Below are 18,299 nucleotides of genomic sequence, written 5' to 3' on the forward strand. Positions count from 1 at the left end.
ACTTCGCCACGCGAGCAAAAAAATGGCAAAGAAGAGAAGAAACAAAAAAAGTAGTCCAATTCGAAAATTAATGGACCCCAGGCGCATCATTATTCCAATAGTGCTGGGACTTGGGGTTGCGGGTTATTTACTTTATTCTGAACTAGATCCCAAAGCCTTTCGGGATATTGATTTTACAGGCAAAACTTACTTTTGGATATTTATCGCATTACTTGCAGCAGCAGCCCGTGAGTTTGGCTACATGTACAGGCTCAGAATTTTAAGCGATAAGCGAATATCATGGCGAAATGTATTTGACGACATCATGCTTTGGGAATTCAGCTCAGCTATTACTCCATCAGTTGTGGGCGGTTCTGGAGTAGCAATCTTCATCCTTTCAAAGGAAAAGCTGTCAGTTGGTAGAAGCACCGCAATAGTCATGACAACAGCTTTTTTAGATGAGCTGTTTTACGTGATCTCAGTACCGCTTTTATTCGTAGTGGTCGGAACCACAGCTCTCTTCCCCGATACTATTCCCAACATGGAAGTTTTTGGAATGAGGCTGGGAGTTCAGCAGGTCTTTTGGATAGGTTATGTATTTATCCTCCTTCTGATTACTGTTATCCTGCTGGGAATTTTTGTGAGTCCTCAGGGATTCAAAAAACTACTAATTAGAGTTTTTTCATTACCATTTCTCAAGCGCTGGTTGAGAGCAGCATACAGAACCGGAGATGAAGTTGTGACAACATCTGACGAACTCCGTGAAAAACCGTTTATCTTTTGGGTGAGAGCTTTTTTGGCGACTTCGCTATCGTGGACGGCTCGTTACTTAACCGCTAATTTTTTACTTTTAGCCTTTACTTCATTTGGGTTTATGGACAATTTATTAGTTCTTTCGCGTCAGCTCGTTATGTGGGTGATCATGTTGATAAGTCCAACCCCGGGAAGTGCCGGAGTAGCTGAAATAGCATTTGACCAGTTCCTGGCAGATTACACGCCAATTGGAATCATGGCAGCAGTAGCCTTTTTATGGCGACTATTTACTTACTACCCTTACTTATTTTTAGGAATTATAATTTTACCGCGTTGGATACAGCGCGTTTACCTTGGAAGAAAACTCATAACTTTTAAAAAGCCTCAAAAATAAAGGAGACTATATGGACACAAAAAATGCCAAATTTGGAACTAAAGCAATTCATGGAGGCATAGAGCCCGATGAGTCAACAGGTGCAATCATGACACCAATTTACCAGACCTCTACTTATGTGCAGTCTGAAGTTGGAAAACACAAAGGGTATGAGTACTCACGTACTCTCAACCCAACACGTGATGCACTTGAAAAAAACCTCGCGGCTATTGAAAACGGAAAGTACGGAGCAGCATTTGCAAGTGGACTTGCCGCAATTGATGCGATGCTCAAAATGCTCAACCCGGGAGATGAAGTTGTTTCAACAAACGACCTTTACGGAGGAACATTCCGCATCTTCAAGTCAATTTTTGAAAAATTCGGTATCAAGTTTCACTTTGTACCAATGGAAGATGTGAGCTCAGTTGAGCAATACATCAACAAAAACACGCGTCTTATTTGGGTTGAAACACCAACAAACCCAATGCTCAATATCATCGACATCAAAGCGATGAGTGAATTGGCTAAGAAGCATGACGTAATGCTAGGTGTAGATAACACGTTTGCTACTCCTTACCTTCAGAACCCTTTAGATCTGGGAGCAGACCTCGTAATGCACTCTGTAACAAAATATCTTGGAGGTCACTCTGATATCGTAATGGGAGCATTGGTGACAAACAGAAAAGATATTGCCGATGAAATTTACCACATTCAAAACAGTAGTGGTGGTGTTGCGGGGCCAATGGACAGCTTCCTGGTTCTGAGAGGTATCAAAACACTTCACGTTCGCATTCAGCGCCACTGTGAAAATGCAGCTAAAGTGGCTAAAATGTTGAACGACCACCCAAAAGTGGATAAAGTATATTGGCCCGGACTCGAGAGTCATCCTAACCACGACATCGCTAAAAAACAAATGAGAGACTTTGGTGGAATGATGTCATTCACACTTAAAGATGATTCGCAGGAAAATGCTCACAATATCGTGACCAAAACAAAAGTGTTTACACTTGCTGAGTCCCTGGGAGGCGTAGAATCATTACTCGGTCATCCGGCTACAATGACTCACGCAGCAATTCCAAAAGAAGAGCGCGAAAAAGCAGGTGTTAAAGATTCACTAATTCGCTTGAGTATCGGTATTGAAGACGGAGATGATCTCGTTGCCGATCTCGAAGAAGCACTAAAATAAAACCATGGCTTATCGTTTTGCAGTTATCGGCCTCGGGCAATTTGGAACAGCAATTGCCAAAAAGTTGAGTGAACGCGGGGCAGAAGTGCTCGCTATTGACAACAACGAAATGAACATCCAAAACATCAAGGATGAAGTGGCATATGCTGTCACATTAGACTCAACTGATAAAAAAGCGCTAATCACACAAGGCATCAAGGATATGGATGCCGTTGTGGTCGCAATTGGGGAGAACTTTGAGGCATTATTACTCACAACAGTTTACCTCAATGAGCTCAATGTTGAGCGCATTATTGCCAGGGCTAATGGTCCGCAACAGCGAATGATCCTTGAAAAAATGGGGGTTGATGAAATACTCTCTCCCGAGGATGAAGTTGGGACCGTTGTTGCAGAAAGGCTGATCAACCCAAATATCCTCAGTTTTTTACAACTACCTGATGATTACGAGGTAGTTGAGATTAAAGCACCAAAGGGGATCATTGGCAAAACGCTCGATGAGGTTGGTTTGCGCGACAAGTACAAGCTCACTGTAGTAACGATCAAGCGCCTCTTTGAAGAGGAAAAAAATGGTGAAAAAGTCATGCAGGAACACGTGTTAGGTGTTCCTGCTTCTAACACTTCTATTCAAAAATCAGATACACTTATGGTTTTTGGTAGAGTACGCGATATCGAGAAATTCATCGACATCAATTAATTTTCATGAAGCAATATTTCATTACCGGGACAAGTAGCGGAATTGGAGAAGCTCTAGCCAACGAGCTGTTGAAAGATACTGATAACTATGTAACGGGAATCAGCCGCAATCAAACGATCAACCACGATCGCTACGAACACATCAAATTGGATCTGACCGAGACTGAAAAACTCAATGATTTTAGTTTTCCAATTAAACCTGATGTGAGTACCGTTTGCCTGGTCAATAATGCCGGGTATTTAGGTGACATTAAGCGAGTTGGGACAGCATCAAATGATGCAATTAATAGAACTTTTGTTCTAAATACTATTGTACCAGCTATTTTGATGAACATATTTATCGGTCAGATCCCAAAAATGGTTGCTGAAAAAACGATACTAAACATCAGTTCTGGTGCCGGACAATACGAGATTGATTCATGGGCATCGTATTGCGGATCAAAAGCCGGAATAGATCACTTCAGTAAAACAGTGCAACACGAACAGGAAGTTACCGGAGGAGATGTAAAAATACTTTCGATAGGGCCTGGTGTTGTGGATACTAATATGCAAAGAGAAATCAGAGGAGCAAACCCTGATGATTTCAGCAGACATGGAGACTTTGTACAGCTCAAAGAAAAAGGAGAGCTGGCAGACCCAACTACTGTGGCAAAAAAATACGTGTACGTACTCAATCACACACAACAATTTGATGGTGTTGTAGACTCTCTCAGGAATATAGAAGTGCCTGGTTTGTAACCGTTATGACAAAAAAAGCGTTTATAAAAAAGTTATATTCGCACTTAACTTATCACAAATTCAATAAAATATATGGCTTTTTTAAGTAGTAAAAAACTTGTTTTAACCCTTTCAGCAATTGCTATTTCACTTACACAATTCGCTCAACAGCCCTGTGGAATGAACCATGCTGAGCAGCAGTTATTACAACAAAATCCATCATCTAGCCCTATTATTGAATCAGCTCAAAAAGAGTTAGAAAACTTCACTCAAAATTACATTAGCTCCAGAGCTACGAGTAATAATAAAATTGTCATACCAGTTGTTTTTCACGTAGTCCATCAAAATGGGTCAGAAAACATCAGTGAAGCACAAATTAAAGACGCAATGCGTCAGATAAATGAGGATTTTAGCAAATCCAATGCTGACCTTTCAAATGTGGTACCTGCTTTTGAAGGCAGAATAGGAGATGCGAATTTCGAGTTTCGCCTTGCCAGAAAAGACCCGAATGGAAATTCAACGAATGGTATAGACCGTATTGTATCGTCAGCTACGAATGTTGGTGATCAAACAGCTAAGATCAACCAATGGCCTCCGCAAAAGTATCTGAACATTTGGACTGTTGCTAACATCAACTTTGGAGCAGCAGCTTATGCCTTACTCCCCAGTGTTGCTGCTGGGAACCCATCTCAGGACGGAATTGTTTCAGAACACACTTACGTTGGTACAATTGGAACAGCTGCCGGAGGGGACGGTCACACTTTACCTCACGAAATAGGACACTTTTTTAACCTTGAACACCCCTGGGGGCAGTCAAATAGCCCTGGCCAAACTCAGAATTGTGGCGATGATGACTTCGTACAGGATACACCTAATACAGTAGGAACTTTTGGTTCATGCAACACTACACAGGTGTCTTGCGGATCACTGGATAATGTTCAAAATATCATGGATTACTCGAATTGTCCAGTTATGTTTACTGAAGGGCAAATCGACCGTATGAGAGCTGCAGCTAACTCAGGTGTTGCAGGAAGAAACAACTTGTGGTCACAGCAAAACTTAAATGAAACAGGCGTTGGCCAGCTTTACTCAGCAGATTTCAGTGCTGAAAATGCTACAATTTGTTTGGGTGACTCTCTCAGATTGCTGGATGGATCTGAGTATGATCCAACAAGCTGGAGCTGGAACCTTTCTGGTTCATTGCAGTCTACCTCAAACAATAAAAACCCAGTAGTCTTTTATCCAGAGGTTGGTGTTTATGATGTTTTGTTGACTTCATTCCAAAATGGAAACCAAAAATCTGAACTTAAGGACGGATTTGTAATGGTTAATAATCCTGTTGGCCGTTCTATGCCTTACACTGAAGACTTCGAGAACGTCAGCCAAACTCCAAATATCAAATGGTACACTTCAGATAATAACTCAAATTTCGGCTTTGAACTTGATGAAATTAATGGTAAGCAGGGAGGAGCATGTCTTAAAATGACAAACTACTCTAATTCTAATGACAAACCATATAAAGCTATTAGTGAAACAGTTGATTTATCGGTTTATGATCAGTTTGATTTGAGTTTTGACCTTGCTTATGCTATGCAAAGTGGTGGATCAGGGCAGGATAGGTTGAAAATATACATTTCTGGTGACTGTGGTGAAACATGGACTGAGGTGTTCAATGAAATTGGTCCGTTTATTCAAAGCGCATCAGGGGTAAATGGAGCTTTTACACCATCATCACAGAGTGATTGGCGCGCTTTTTCTATAGATAATTTAGGTGCTCCACTCAATGGCAATAATGCGAGAATCAAAATAGAATTTGAAGCAGAAGGAAACAACAATCTATATATTGATAATGTCAATATTACTGGTGACTGGAATGATACACCAAGCCTTGTTTACCCTTTCAATGGTCAAACAAAACTGCCAAGTGATTTTACTTTCCAGTGGCAACCAACAGGAGAAAGTATTTCAGAATATGAGTTTCAATATTCTGACAATATAGCCTTTAATAATCCTGTATCAACCACAAAACAAAAGATATCTGTAGATCCTGATAACCCTGACACAGAGTACGATGTTACCGGGCTTGATCCTAACGCGACATACTTTTGGAGGGTTCGCTATGTAACAAATGGCAATCCGGGCCCATGGAGTGATGTTTGGGAGTTTACGATTAGTGAAACAGGAGTTGGGTTTGAAGAAAGCTTAAAAGAAAAGTATCATTTTACAGTATTCCCCAACCCAGTTGAGTCACAGATCAACGTTAGACTGTTAAATAATGAGGATAAACCAGCAGAGTTTTCGATTTATTCAATGACAGGACAGCGAGTGTTCTTTTCTAAACAAACTATATCTACGGGTGAAAATGTTGTTCAGCTCAATGTTGATCAGCTATCAGGAGGAGTTTATTTGTTGGAAACAACAATTGGCTCTGAACGAATTACAGAACGAGTTGTTGTAAGGTAGTCAAGAAGGGAAGCAAGATGAAAAATATATTTTTACTAGGAGCGCTATTTTTCGCTTCTGTTTTCACTATTGGTCAGAACCAGAATAACTGGTGTGGCACCGATAGTTACATGGAGCAAATGCTCAACGAGAACCCTGAGTTGAGAGAGGAATATAAGCGAATCTCTAAAATGGGTTCTGAAACTCACATTCCAAACATTTCTTCCAGGAGTATTAGATCTTCAGGGCCCGCTCAATATAAAGTTCCGGTTGTTGTGCATGTTGTTCATGACAACTGTTTGGGTAATATATCTCTCGATCAAATTCAGGATGGGATAGATGTTCTTAATGAGGACTTTAGAAGGCTTAATGCTGATACTAATGCTACTCGTTCAGTTTTTCAAAACGTTGCAGCAGATGTTGAAGTAGAATTTGAACTCGCACGCCTCGATCCAAACGGCAATTGCACTGATGGTGTAGTTCGTATCAATGATCCTTCTAATACTTACGGAGCAAATAACAACGTAAAAGATGTTAGTTATTGGCCGGCAGATTCTTATTTGAATATTTGGATTGTAAACTCTGTAAGAAACTCAGGCGGAGGCGGAATCGTTTTAGGCTACGCTCAGTTTCCCGGAGGTAATTGGAACAACTACGGAATTGTAATGCGTCATGACCGACTTGGAAGAGTGGGAACATCAGTTTCTGATGGCCGCACCCTTACTCATGAAGTGGGTCATTGCTTTAATCTCTACCACACTTTTCAAAGCGGTTGTGGAGGTAATTGCAGTAATTCAGGGGATAGAGTTTGTGATACGCCACCATCAGCTAATTCTACATTTGGCTGCAATACCGGACAAAACACCTGTTCAAATGACACGCAGGGACCTAGCTCCTTTACTACTGATGTAGTTGATCAAATAGAGAACTACATGAGTTATGACGATTGTCAAAACATGTTTTCACTTGGTCAAAAAGCACGAATGATTTCGGTTCTGAATAATATTCCGGTTTTACAAAGTTTAACGAGTCAGGCGAATCTTGTTTCAACTGGTTTAGTAAACTTTAGTGAATCAGTTTGTAAGGCCGACTTTGAAATCAATATCACAGGAACACAGCCATCAGGAGCGGTATGTGAAACAGGAAAACCTTTAATCGCTTGTGTTGGCGATACTGTTTCGTTTTTTGATCGCTCATTTTTCAACCCGCAAAACTTTGATTGGTCTTTTGAAGGCGCTCAACCGATGGTAAGTAATAATGCTAACCCAAAGGTTGTTTACACAGAGCCAGGCACATACGATGTTGAGCTAACCGTTTTTGATAGTCTTGACTCGGCATCAGTCGTAAAGTCCAACGTTGTTAAGATTTTGCCCCGTGTTGGAGAAAATGTTCCGTTTGTTGAATCATTTGAATTTTCTGAACCGGCTATAGATAAAGGCTGGATTCTCGATGATTTTTCTCAACAGTTTGGCTGGGAAGTTAGCGGCTTTGATTCTTACACGGGTACTCAATCTCTTAAATTGAACAATTTCTTTAGCAGTGGAGCTGGAGAAGCTACTGCAGAAAGCCCTGTTTACAGTCTCGAAAACATGGATACGGCATTTTTAACATTTAAGTCTGCTTTTGCTCAAAGAGATGGCTCTTTTGATATTTTGAGAGTTGAGGTGAGTACTAATTGTGGAAGATCCTGGTCATTCATTGAGTCGTTGGTAGGACCAATTTTAGCCAGTACAGATCCCATAAATGCTCCACTCAACAATCTTACCGATGATGATTGGGCTGATAATTCAATTGCAATTCCTTCACAATATCTTTCTCCTAATTTTAGGTTCCGTTTTAGGTTCCAGTCGAATGGTGGAAATGATTTATACATTGATGACATCAATATTGAAGGAACGCTGAGCGATTCTGTAATCCTCATTTCTCCAAAACTAGCAGATACTGATGTTAGTACTAGTCCAGAGCTCAATTGGGCTGCTGCTCGTGGAGATGAATATGAAATAGAGATTGACCGTGTTCCATCTTTTAACTCTGGTTGGCTTCAGTCTTACAGCCAGCCCGTAGGGTTGGGTTTATCGACAAGCCCAGATACGAGAAGACAACTTAACAATCTGGATAGTGCAACAACTTATTACTGGAGAGTTCGCGTAGTTGAAAATGGAACCTCCGGGCCATGGAGTGAAACGTGGAGATTTACCACAGCTCCTGGTGGTGGCGCTACTTCTATTTCAGACAATCAACAAGACACTGAAATTAGCATGTATCCAAATCCGGCTAATAGCAGGGTAGTTATTTCCGGAATTGACAATCCAGGTTCAATTAGGGTCTATAATTCTGTTGGAGTCAACGTAATCAATAAAGTTGCTAACTCCGGATCTGACCAGTATTTAAATACTTCCCGATTGGCTGAAGGAGTTTATTACGTCAGAATCAAAACAAACAATACGACCGTCACAAAACGACTCGTAATCGCACGATAAAAAAAGATACCCCCAACGAAAATTTCGTTGGGGGTTTTTATTTAATGAGCTTCTAACCAGTTTGAGCCAGTTTGAGCCTCAACTTCAAGTTCAACATTGAGATCTAAAGCTCCTGACATTTCTTTGCTCACCATTTTAATCAACTTCTCCTGCTCGTCTTTGTGACAATCAAAAACCAATTCATCATGCACCTGTAAAAGCATTTTGGATTTGTAGTTGTCTTTGTTGAGCTTTTTGTGAACGTTGATCATGGCGATTTTGATCAAATCGGCAGCGGTTCCCTGAATGGGAGAGTTTATAGCGTTTCGTTCAGCAAAGCCGCGCACTGTTCCATTTCTGGAGTTGATGTCGCGCAAGTAGCGCCTTCTACCCAAAACGGTTTCCACGTAGCCGTGTTCACGGGCATACTCGATTTGTTTATCCATGTAGGTCTTGATCTTTGGATATTTATCGAAATAGTTATCGATAATATCCTTTGCTTCTTTTCGTGAAATATTGATTCGCTGTGAGAGTCCGTAAGCTGATATTCCGTAAATAATTCCAAAGTTGACGGTTTTAGCGTTACTGCGCATTTCACGTGTTACATCATCTAGCTCAACACCAAACACTTTTGATGCAGTTGTGGCGTGAATGTCAATGCCACTATTAAAAGCATCCAGCATGTTTTCTTCTTTAGCCAGAGCTGCGATGATTCTCAACTCTACCTGAGAGTAGTCAGCAGCCATGAGTGTAAAGTCATCGTTTCTGGGAACAAAAGCCTGCCTGATGTATCGACCACGTTCGGTTCTGATCGGTATATTTTGCAAATTGGGCTTGTCAGAACTCAACCTGCCCGTAGCTGCTCTCACCTGGTTGAAGGTGGTGTGGATCCTACCACTTCGTTCGTTAATAAGATTTGGAAGCGGTTCAACATACGTGTTTTTAAGTTTCACAACTTCTCTGTATTCCAGTATTTGCTCAACGATCTCGTGCTTGCCGGCAATAGATTGTAAAGCTTCTTCATTCGTAGCGTATTGACCGCTTTTCGTCTTTTTGGGCTTATCCGTAACTTTTAATTCATCGAATAAAACTTCACCAACCTGTTTTGGTGAACCTATGTTGAACTCATGACCGGCAATTTCATAAATCTCTTTTTCAATCGAGCTGATCTCTTTTTGAAGGTTTTTTGAGTAATCGTCAAGAATGTCACGATCCATTTTGATTCCCTCGCACTCCATGTCAGAGAGCACGTTTACAAGAGGCATTTCAATGTCATCAAAGATCTTTTGCTCTTTTCCCTTTTTCAGATCTTTTTCCAATGCACCCTTCAGTTGTAAAGTGATGTCAGCATCTTCACCGGCATATTCTGCGGCATCTTCAATAGCAACCTCGCGCATACTTTTTTGGTTCTTTCCCTTTTTGCCGATTAAATCAGAGATTGGCTTTGGCCTGTAGTGCAAATACGTCTCAGCCAACACATCCATGCTTCTTCGGTTGTTCTCAGGATCTGTTAAGTAATGAGCAATCATTGTATCAAAAAGCGGATAAGAAACCTCCATTTCATGATGCTTGAGCACATTCAGGTCATATTTCACATTGTGACCAATTTTTAAAGCTTTTGACTTAAAAACGTCATCAAACTTTTTCAGTTTTTTCAGGCATTCATCGCGATCTTGAGGAAACGGAACATAATAAGCCTCACCTTTTTTAAGAGAAAATGCCAGGCCAACTAACTCAGCGTTGTGAGCATCCACCGATGTCGTTTCAGTATCAAAACAAAACACATCAGCGTTGAGTAATTTTTTGGTCAGATCCTCAATTCCTTTATCTGAATCAACAAGCTTATAGTCGTGCTCCGTATTATCGAGATTTGAAATTTCAATCTCTTTTTGGTCAGATCCGGAATCACCATTTTGCTCCGTAGCGAACATATCCATTTGCCCTTCAGTGGGTGCTATTTTCTCGCCTAAGATGCGTTCGCTCATTCTCCTGAACTCCAGATCTGTAAAAATCTCTTTCAGAATCTCTTTGTCCCAATCTGATTTCTCGTATTCTTTTGCGTTAAACTCGACAGGAGCATCAATTAAAATAGTCGCTAGCATTTTGCTCATGAAAGCCTGCTCACGGTTGTTTTCCAGGTTTTCTTTCATCTTACCTTTAAAGTCTTCAAGATGCTCATAAACTTCTTCCATGCTACCGTATTCGCCAACCAGGTTTTTAGCGCGTTTTTCGCCAATTCCCGGCACACCGGGGATGTTGTCGACAGCATCACCCCACATTCCCAAAATATCAATAACCTGCTCGGGGCGCTCAATGCTGAACTTCTTTTTCACTTCCGGTATGCCCCAAACCTCTGCAGCATTTCCCATTCTGCTCGGCTTGTACATGAAAACGTTTTCAGAGACCAATTGGGCAAAATCTTTATCGGGAGTCATCATGTAAGTGATAAAGCCCTCCTTTTCTGCCTGGTGAGCAAGCGTACCTATTACGTCATCAGCTTCGTATCCATCAGCCATAACAAGCGGAATATTGAACCCTTCGAGTAATTTTTTGATGTACGGAACACTTTGTTTGATGTCCTCAGGAGTGTCTTCGCGATTTGCTTTGTATTCTGTATAATCTTCAGTTCTCTTGGGCGGACTGGGAGGATCGATTACAACAGCGATATGAGTTGGTTTTTCATTTGAGATAACATCGTAGAGCGTATTCACAAAACCAAATACAGCTGAGGTGTTCATCCCTTTGGAGTTGATACGCGGGTTTTTGCTAAAAGCGAAATAAGAGCGATAAATGAGCGCGTAAGCATCGAGCAGGAATAGCTTTTTATCTGTGTCCTTTGTGAGCATGAGAAAGTTGTTTTTCTAGAAAAGTGTAAAGGTAATGATGATGCGGAATTACCTCAGCTTTTTTGAAGATTTTCTAGAAACAAAAAACCCGGCAAAAAGCCGGGTGAACATAATATAAAATTAATCTGCAATTACATACACTCACACGGCTCGCTTTTAGTGCTGTTGAATTTATAGCCGTTAAAACCATTTGAATGGCAACAACTTTCGCACTGAGTGTCTGAGGACAAGTCTTTACACTGATCTACTTTTTCTCCTTTGCAAGATTGAAATGAAAATGATAGCGCTGTAAAGGCCACGCAAAAGCCTGCTACTTTTATAAAAGTCATAGTTAATTGGATTAAGTTCACCACGAAACTAAAAGATCAATTAAAAAACACAAAATATTATTTTGTTGTGCTTTCTTCTATCTGATATTCAATATTTGAATGCTTCTCCTACATTTGCTGCAAATTTTGATTATGGCAAAAGAAACGATCTTAGTGACGGGAGCTCTCGGGCAGGTAGGGAGCGATTTAGTATCGACATTGCGTGATAAATTCGGCTCTGACCGTGTAATTGCAACGGATATTCGCGAACCGCAAACTGAAAGTGATCCTTTTGAAACGCTCGATGTTCTCGATAAAGACAAGCTTGCTGAGATCGTTAAAAAGTACAATGTCAAAACTGTTTACAACCTCGCTGCTCTCCTTTCAGCAACTGCTGAGCAACAACCGGCTTTTGGCTGGAAGCTCAACATGGAAGGGCACTTTAATGTGCTAAATTTAGCTAAAGAAGGTTTGATCAAAAAAGTGTTTTGGCCGAGTTCAATTGCTGTTTTTGGGCCTACTACTCCAAAAGATAATACGCCTCAGGACTGCATCATGGACCCTAATACTGTTTATGGTATTTCAAAGCAGGCAGGAGAAAGATGGAACGAATATTATCACCGGAAGTGGGGTGTTGACGTGCGCTCTATTCGTTATCCCGGTCTAATTGGTTGGAAGACATTGCCGGGCGGTGGAACGACTGATTATGCAGTTGATATTTTCCATCAGGCGTTAAAATCCAAAAAATTTGAGTGTTTCCTCAATGAATCTACTGCTTTACCCATGATGTACATCGATGATGCGATTAAAGCAACAATCGATATTACAGAAGCTGATGCTGATGATGTGAGAATTCGCAGTAGCTACAACCTATCGGCAATGAGTTTTAATCCGGCAAATTTGGCGAATGAAATCAAAAAACACATCCCCGAGTTTGAAATTTCTTACAAACCTGATTTCAGGCAGGAAATTGCCGATTCATGGCCTTCGAGTATTGATGACTCTCATGCTCGTAAAGACTGGGGATGGCAACATCAATATGATATTCCTGAGCTCGTGGATACAATGCTTTCTAAATTGAAAAAAGTTGTCGGGTAAACCCTCAACATTTTTACTTAGGTTTTGTCTTGATTGAAAGGAGTTTCGTTTATGAAGACAATCGTTATCACGGGAACCACATCTGGAATAGGGCGGCAAACAGCTCTTAAGCTCAATGCAGAGGGGCATCATGTTATTATGTTGAACCGAAACGAGCAAAAGACTAAAGAACTCCAAAAGAAGTTGCTTCAACCTGCTCAAAGCACGTTTATATTTTGCGATTTAGCCGATCTAAAATCAGTGAAGAGTGCAGCTGAAAAAGTGAAAGTTGGCTTTGACAGCTTAGATGTTGTCCTGAACAATGCTGGTGGAATAATCCCAGATAGACAAACAACCAAAGATGGCCTGGAGCTCACTTTTCAAATGAATCATCTCGGGCATTTTTTGCTGACAAATGAGCTTGTACCCTTACTCGAAAAAGGGAAAGAACCAAGAATAATCAATGTGAGCTCTGAAGCTCATAAACAAGCCAACCCAGACTTTGATGATCTTCAACTCGAAAATGGCTACTCCTCAATGAAGGCTTACGGAAATGCCAAGCTCTTCAATATCTATTTTGCTCAGTCACTTCATGAAAAGCTAAAGGATAAAGGTATAGCTGCTAATGCCTTACATCCGGGTGTTGTTGACACGAAATTCGGGAGTGACTTCAAAGGGTTTTTAAAAGTGCTGTTGAAACTATTCAAGCCTTTCATGATCAAACCGGAAAAAGGAGCTGAAACATCTATTTTTCTTGTTACAAGTGACGAAGGCTACGAGAAAAGCGGACTCTACTGGAAAAAGAAAAAGCCGGCATCAACGGCATCAATAGCTCAAAATGAAGAGAACCGCGAGAGACTATGGAAGGAGAGCGAAAAGCTGGTAAAACAGGTTCTGACCGAAAGTGATGCCGCATAAAAAGCCACACCTTCCGGTCAAAACATGTCCTGTATGCGGCAGGCCCTTTACCTGGCGCAAAAAATGGGAGAAAAACTGGGAAAATGTTATTTATTGCAGCGAAAAATGCCGCAGAAATAAAAATTAATTTTCGTCATTCGCTGATGTTACACTGATGTTCATGATGTCACGATCAAATAAATAAAGACCACTTCCCTGTTGATCACCAACCAGCTTTAGTTTGTCGAGAACTGCCCTGGCGAGAGCTTCTTCTTCAATTTGCTCGCTTACGTACCACTGCAAAAAGTTGTGAGTAGTGTAATCTTTCTCCTCCAATGTAATGTGAACCAGTTCGTTGATTTTGTTGGTTATTTCCTGTTCGTGTTCGAGGATATCACTAAAAACCTGGTGCATGTTTTCAAACTTAACAGGAGGTTTTGCCAGTTCCGGAACTTCTGCCACGCCACCGCGTTCATTGATGAACTTGAGAAGCTTGAGCATGTGTGTGCGTTCCTCTTCTGATTGTTTGTACAAAAACCCTGAAACTCCTTCAAAACCTTCTACCTCTGCCCATGAAGCCATCGCCAGGTAGAGTTGTGATGATGCAGCCTCTGCTGCTAACTGTTCATTTAACTTTTTCTCTATGCTTTTCGAAATCATTGTTGACAACTTTTTATCTTGTGAACATTTAACTATACTAAGAATGCTGAATTTTGATTCAGCCTCAAAATACTAATTTTTCTTCGTTTATATGGCAAAGAATAAAAAGCCTAAGGGCAAACCCAAGAATTCGGGTAAATTTCCAAAGAAAAAACTTCAACGCGCTATAATTGACATTATTAGTCAGAACCCAAATAAACTACATAACTACAAACAAATAGCTGCAACGATGGGGGTCACAGATCCGCATACCAGAACACTCATTATGCAAATGATGAATGAAATGGCAGCTAAGGAGACGCTAAAAGAAGAGCAGCGCGGAAAATTCAAGATGGGGAAAAACAGCGCTTTCATAGAAGGTGTTGTGGATATGACCCAAAGCGGATCAGCTTATATCAAAACAGAACAACTCGATGAGGATGTTTACATTCCGCCAAAATTTGTGGGACACGCTCTTCACGGGGACACGGTAAAAGTGTTTCTATTAGCTCGTAAAAAGCGGAAAAAGCCTGAAGGGCAAATCACAGAAATCGTAAAACGAGCTAAAACAGAGTTTGTAGGAGTTATTGAAGTATCTAAAAATTTTGCGTTTCTCGTCCCCGATAATCGCAAAATGCTCGTTGACCTCTACATTCCGCTCGATAAACTGAAAGGTGCTGAAAACGGCCAAAAAGCAATCGCTAAAATGACAGACTGGCCCAAAGATGCCAGTAGTCCGTTTGGTGAAGTGATCGATGTTTTAGGAGATCCACTCGAAAATGAAGTGGAAATGAGTTCCATTTTATTCGAATACGGCTTCCCGCAAAAATTTCCTGAAAAAGTTGAACAGGCAGCAGCAAATATTCCGGTTGAGATTTCTGATGAAGAAATCAAAAAACGGAGAGACATGCGTGATGTGGAAACATTCACAATTGACCCGCACGATGCCAAAGACTTTGATGATGCTATTTCATTCAGAGAACTTAAAAACGGCAATTATGAAATAGGCGTCCACATTGCTGATGTCACGCATTATGTCAGAGAAAACGACATGGTTGATCAGGAGGCTGTGGAGCGCGCAACATCTGTTTATTTGGTCGATCGCGTTGTGCCGATGTTGCCTGAAATACTCTCCAATAAAGTTTGCTCGTTGCGTCCCAACGAAGAAAAGCTCACCTTTTCCTGTGTCTTTGAGCTCGATAAAAACGGCCATGTTCAGAACCACTGGGTCGGCAGAACAGTTACCGAATCTGACAACCGATTTGCATATGAGGAAGCACAGGAAGTTATCGAAAAGGGCGAGGGCAAGCACAGTGAGGCTCTGACCGTGATCAACAGCATGGCAAAGCAAATGAGAAACCGCAGGCTGCAAGCCGGGGCAATTGCTTTTGACAAAGTTGAAGTGAAGTTTAAACTCAACGAAAAAAATGAGCCGGATAGCGTTTTATTCAAAGTGCAAAAGGATGCTCACAAGCTCATCGAAGAGTTTATGTTGCTGGCAAACCGCACGGTCGCTGAAGATATTGGGAAAATAACCAGGCAAAATCCAAAGCCAAAAACATTTGTTTACAGAATTCACGATACTCCGGATCCAGAAAAACTGGCTGATTTCAGTGCTTTTATCAAGAAATTTGGATACAAATATTCGTTTGCCAAAGAAGATGAGGTTTCGAAAAACATCAATCAATTGCTGGCTGAAGTTCAAGGCAAGCGAGAAGAAACAATGGTTGAAACACTCGCTATCCGCACGATGGCAAAAGCAGAATACAGCACTGATAACATCGGGCATTACGGACTCGGGTTTCGCTATTACACGCACTTTACTTCACCCATCAGGAGGTATCCTGATATGATGGTTCATCGTTTACTGGATCGCTACGCTAAAGGCGGAAATAACGCCAGCCAGGACCATTACCAAAACATCTGCAACCACTCAAGTGAAAAAGAGCGCGAGGCAGCTAACGCAGAGCGCGATTCGATTAAATACTTCCAGGTAATGTACATGCGCGAAAGTGTTGGCGAAACGTTTAACGGTGTCATTTCAGGTGTTACTGAATGGGGGCTCTACGTGGAAATAATTGAAAATAAATGTGAAGGGATGATCCGCTTGCGTGAAATCGATGGGGATTACTTCTATTTTGACGAAAAAAATCACCGAATTGTAGGCCATAATTACGGAAGAGTGTTACAATTGGGCGATGAAATTCAAATTAAGGTTAAAAATGCTGATCTGTACAACCGCAGATTAGAATTTGAATTAGTTGATGAAGATGATGAATAGACTTTTAGTTGCCGTTTTTTCACTTTCGCTTTTAACATCCTGTCTCGATGAACTGGGGCCAACAGGAGATGAAAAGCCATTTGAGCACACGTATAAAATCGCCCGGGATACAGCAAAACTCGCGAACCAAAACACAAAGCTGTACAAGATTGCAGTCAGGGAAGGCAAAAAGGATACAGCGCTGATTGAAAAACCAGACTGGAATAAGGAGCTCTTGCCATTCATTGAAGCTGAAAACTTCAATACGCTGGGCAACAAGCCAAAATATCAAATAGACTCAGCTTATTTACCGCTCAGCAAACTCAAAATCTACCGTTATTATTCTGATAAAGAGAGCGCAAAAATCAAAGAGGCTGTTTACGAATATCAAAAAGGCAAATTAAAACGAGCGCATTTTGAGGCGAACAAGGAAAACATCGTTTACAAATTTGATCAGAACCTTACTTACACAGCCGGCAGAGGCTACTCGATTACGTCATCTCAAAACGTGAAAAAGGTTTTGGATGAAGCTTTTTCGGTCAGATCCGTATTTGTCAACAAATCAAAGCCATACAAACTCACTTTTCACTTACCGGATGAAAAGAAGTTAATGGTCAGAGCCAGTCTCAAAGCCGACTCACTGGTGATTTTCAATAATCTTGAGCGAATCGCTGTTCCACTATCGCAAAGCGGTGATTCAACAATTGCAGAGTTACCGGTTTTTCAAAGTGAATTTCACTTAAAGATAAGCGACAACCGGATTGAAGGCTACTGGCTCAATCTCGACAAAGGATCTGACTATCGAATTCCGGTTACGGGAACTCTTGAAATGCCTGAATCGTATCGAAAAGCAGAGGTTGATTTTTCTGGAAAATGGGAATTGCAGATCATCGAGGAAGATACCACTATGCCGGCCATTGCATTGTTTGAACAATCCGGCTCTCAGCTTTACGGAACAATTAGGACAGAAGTGGGAGACTACCGCTATTTATCGGGAAGTGTAACAGGGGATTCGTTCAGGCTTTCCACTTTTGACGGCAGTCACGCCTTTTATTTTGAGGGAGGTGTTTCAGGATCTGACCAATACGAAGGATCTTTTTACAGCGGGACTCATTACAAGTCTGAACTAAAAGCGAAGCGCAATGAGAATGCTGAACTTCGCGATCCGGTCGAGCTGACAAAGTCGACTGAAAAACAAATGATTTTTTCTTTTCCCAATCTTGAAGGTGAAAAAGTATCGCTGGATGATGAGCGATATAGAGGAAAAGCTGTTGTCGTAAATGTGATGGGGACGTGGTGCCCGAATTGCATGGACGAAACACGATATTTGAAAAAACTCTATGAAAACTACAATGAGCGCGGATTGGAAATTATCAGCCTGGCATTTGAGCGCGAGAGTTCTTTTGAAAAAGCAAAGCTGATTGTTCAAAAGGCCGTTCAGGACCTGGGAATTCCGTATGAGGTTTTATTAACCGGTTACACACCTCAAAACGCAGAGAAAGCTATTCCCGAATTGGACAAAGTCATGAGTTTTCCCACAATGATTATTCTCAACCGCGAACATGAAATTGTTCACATACACACTGGTTTTAATGGACCGGCTACAGGTAAAGCTTATGATGAGTTTGTGAAAGAGACTGAGGGTGTTGTTGAGGAAGTCTTATAGCAAG

13 protein-coding genes are annotated in these 18,299 nt (G+C 41.1%); 11 read left to right on the forward strand and 2 right to left on the reverse strand.

All coding sequences use genetic code 11. The features are described from left to right. The first annotated feature begins 22 nt into the window (after positions 1-22). The 6 genes from RI557_RS01905 to RI557_RS01930 all read left to right on the forward strand — a co-directional run bounded on the left by RI557_RS01905 (position 23) and on the right by RI557_RS01930 (position 8,623). Positions 23-1,126, forward strand: coding sequence for a lysylphosphatidylglycerol synthase transmembrane domain-containing protein (locus RI557_RS01905; RefSeq protein WP_310666934.1), 1,104 nt, complete (start codon positions 23-25; stop codon positions 1,124-1,126). Between the two features lie 10 nt (positions 1,127-1,136). After that, positions 1,137-2,291 carry a cystathionine gamma-synthase gene (locus RI557_RS01910; RefSeq protein ID WP_310681713.1) on the forward strand — a complete coding sequence of 385 codons (1,155 nt, stop codon included), beginning with the start codon at positions 1,137-1,139 and terminating at the stop codon, positions 2,289-2,291. Positions 2,292-2,295: 4 nt separating this feature from the next. Next, positions 2,296-2,985 (forward strand): TrkA family potassium uptake protein, encoded by a 690-nt coding sequence (locus RI557_RS01915; RefSeq protein WP_310666936.1) that lies wholly within the window; start codon positions 2,296-2,298, stop codon positions 2,983-2,985. A gap of 5 nt (positions 2,986-2,990) precedes the next feature. Continuing rightward, entirely contained in the window at positions 2,991-3,722 is a 732-nt protein-coding gene (locus RI557_RS01920; protein ID WP_310666937.1) for an SDR family NAD(P)-dependent oxidoreductase, read from the forward strand. A 72-nt stretch (positions 3,723-3,794) separates the two neighbouring features. Beyond that, positions 3,795-6,164 carry a M43 family zinc metalloprotease gene (locus RI557_RS01925; protein WP_310681715.1) on the forward strand — a complete coding sequence of 790 codons (2,370 nt, stop codon included), beginning with the start codon at positions 3,795-3,797 and terminating at the stop codon, positions 6,162-6,164. A gap of 17 nt (positions 6,165-6,181) precedes the next feature. Next, a complete protein-coding gene (locus RI557_RS01930; RefSeq protein ID WP_310666939.1) occupies positions 6,182-8,623 on the forward strand; it encodes a M43 family zinc metalloprotease in 2,442 nt (813 codons plus the stop codon). 41 nt (positions 8,624-8,664) lie between these two features. Here RI557_RS01930 and polA read toward each other — a convergent pair whose 3' ends face one another. Continuing rightward, complete coding sequence (gene polA / locus RI557_RS01935) at positions 8,665-11,448, reverse strand: DNA polymerase I (protein WP_310681723.1); 2,784 nt, start codon at positions 11,446-11,448, stop codon at positions 8,665-8,667. Between the two features lie 461 nt (positions 11,449-11,909). Between polA and RI557_RS01940 the strand changes: the two genes are divergently transcribed. Genes RI557_RS01940 through RI557_RS01950 form a run of 3 tightly spaced genes read left to right on the forward strand, consistent with a single transcriptional unit; the run spans position 11,910 to position 13,878 of the window. After that, on the forward strand, positions 11,910-12,854 hold the full coding sequence (locus RI557_RS01940) for an NAD-dependent epimerase/dehydratase family protein (RefSeq protein WP_310681725.1): 945 nt from the start codon (positions 11,910-11,912) through the stop codon (positions 12,852-12,854). Positions 12,855-12,905: 51 nt separating this feature from the next. Continuing rightward, entirely contained in the window at positions 12,906-13,751 is an 846-nt protein-coding gene (locus RI557_RS01945; RefSeq protein ID WP_310681727.1) for an SDR family oxidoreductase, read from the forward strand. Further along, complete coding sequence (locus RI557_RS01950; RefSeq protein WP_310681728.1) at positions 13,741-13,878, forward strand: DUF2256 domain-containing protein; 138 nt, start codon at positions 13,741-13,743, stop codon at positions 13,876-13,878. Before RI557_RS01945 ends, RI557_RS01950 begins: the two co-directional genes overlap by 11 nt. Here RI557_RS01950 and RI557_RS01955 read toward each other — a convergent pair. Beyond that, positions 13,875-14,390 (reverse strand): ferritin, encoded by a 516-nt coding sequence (locus RI557_RS01955; RefSeq protein ID WP_310666944.1) that lies wholly within the window; start codon positions 14,388-14,390, stop codon positions 13,875-13,877. The genes RI557_RS01950 and RI557_RS01955 overlap by 4 nt on opposite strands. A gap of 91 nt (positions 14,391-14,481) precedes the next feature. Here RI557_RS01955 and rnr point away from each other — a divergent pair, with 91 nt between their 5' ends. After that, positions 14,482-16,650: a ribonuclease R gene (rnr, locus tag RI557_RS01960; RefSeq protein ID WP_310681730.1), complete on the forward strand. Its 2,169-nt coding sequence runs from the start codon at positions 14,482-14,484 to the stop codon at positions 16,648-16,650. Next, positions 16,640-18,295, forward strand: a complete 1,656-nt coding sequence (locus tag RI557_RS01965; RefSeq protein ID WP_310681732.1) for a TlpA disulfide reductase family protein — start codon at positions 16,640-16,642, stop codon at positions 18,293-18,295. The genes rnr and RI557_RS01965 overlap by 11 nt, the downstream gene beginning before the upstream one ends. Positions 18,296-18,299 lie beyond the last annotated feature (4 nt).

Source organism: Salibacter sp. (genome assembly GCF_031581065.1).
In the GTDB taxonomy this organism is placed as follows: Bacteria; Bacteroidota; Bacteroidia; order Flavobacteriales_G; family Salibacteraceae; genus Salibacter.

Coding starts and splice junctions, on each gene's coding strand:
- RI557_RS01905 (WP_310666934.1), top strand. CDS start 23: ATGGCAAAGAAGAGAAGAAACAAAAAAAGTAGTCCAATTCGAAAATTA.
- RI557_RS01920 (WP_310666937.1), top strand. CDS start 2,991: ATGAAGCAATATTTCATTACCGGGACAAGTAGCGGAATTGGAGAAGCT.
- rnr (WP_310681730.1), top strand. CDS start 14,482: ATGGCAAAGAATAAAAAGCCTAAGGGCAAACCCAAGAATTCGGGTAAA.
- RI557_RS01955 (WP_310666944.1), bottom strand. CDS start 14,390: ATGATTTCGAAAAGCATAGAGAAAAAGTTAAATGAACAGTTAGCAGCA.
- RI557_RS01915 (WP_310666936.1), top strand. CDS start 2,296: ATGGCTTATCGTTTTGCAGTTATCGGCCTCGGGCAATTTGGAACAGCA.
- RI557_RS01965 (WP_310681732.1), top strand. CDS start 16,640: ATGATGAATAGACTTTTAGTTGCCGTTTTTTCACTTTCGCTTTTAACA.
- polA (WP_310681723.1), bottom strand. CDS start 11,448: ATGCTCACAAAGGACACAGATAAAAAGCTATTCCTGCTCGATGCTTAC.
- RI557_RS01940 (WP_310681725.1), top strand. CDS start 11,910: ATGGCAAAAGAAACGATCTTAGTGACGGGAGCTCTCGGGCAGGTAGGG.
- RI557_RS01950 (WP_310681728.1), top strand. CDS start 13,741: ATGCCGCATAAAAAGCCACACCTTCCGGTCAAAACATGTCCTGTATGC.
- RI557_RS01910 (WP_310681713.1), top strand. CDS start 1,137: ATGGACACAAAAAATGCCAAATTTGGAACTAAAGCAATTCATGGAGGC.
- RI557_RS01945 (WP_310681727.1), top strand. CDS start 12,906: ATGAAGACAATCGTTATCACGGGAACCACATCTGGAATAGGGCGGCAA.
- RI557_RS01925 (WP_310681715.1), top strand. CDS start 3,795: ATGGCTTTTTTAAGTAGTAAAAAACTTGTTTTAACCCTTTCAGCAATT.
- RI557_RS01930 (WP_310666939.1), top strand. CDS start 6,182: ATGAAAAATATATTTTTACTAGGAGCGCTATTTTTCGCTTCTGTTTTC.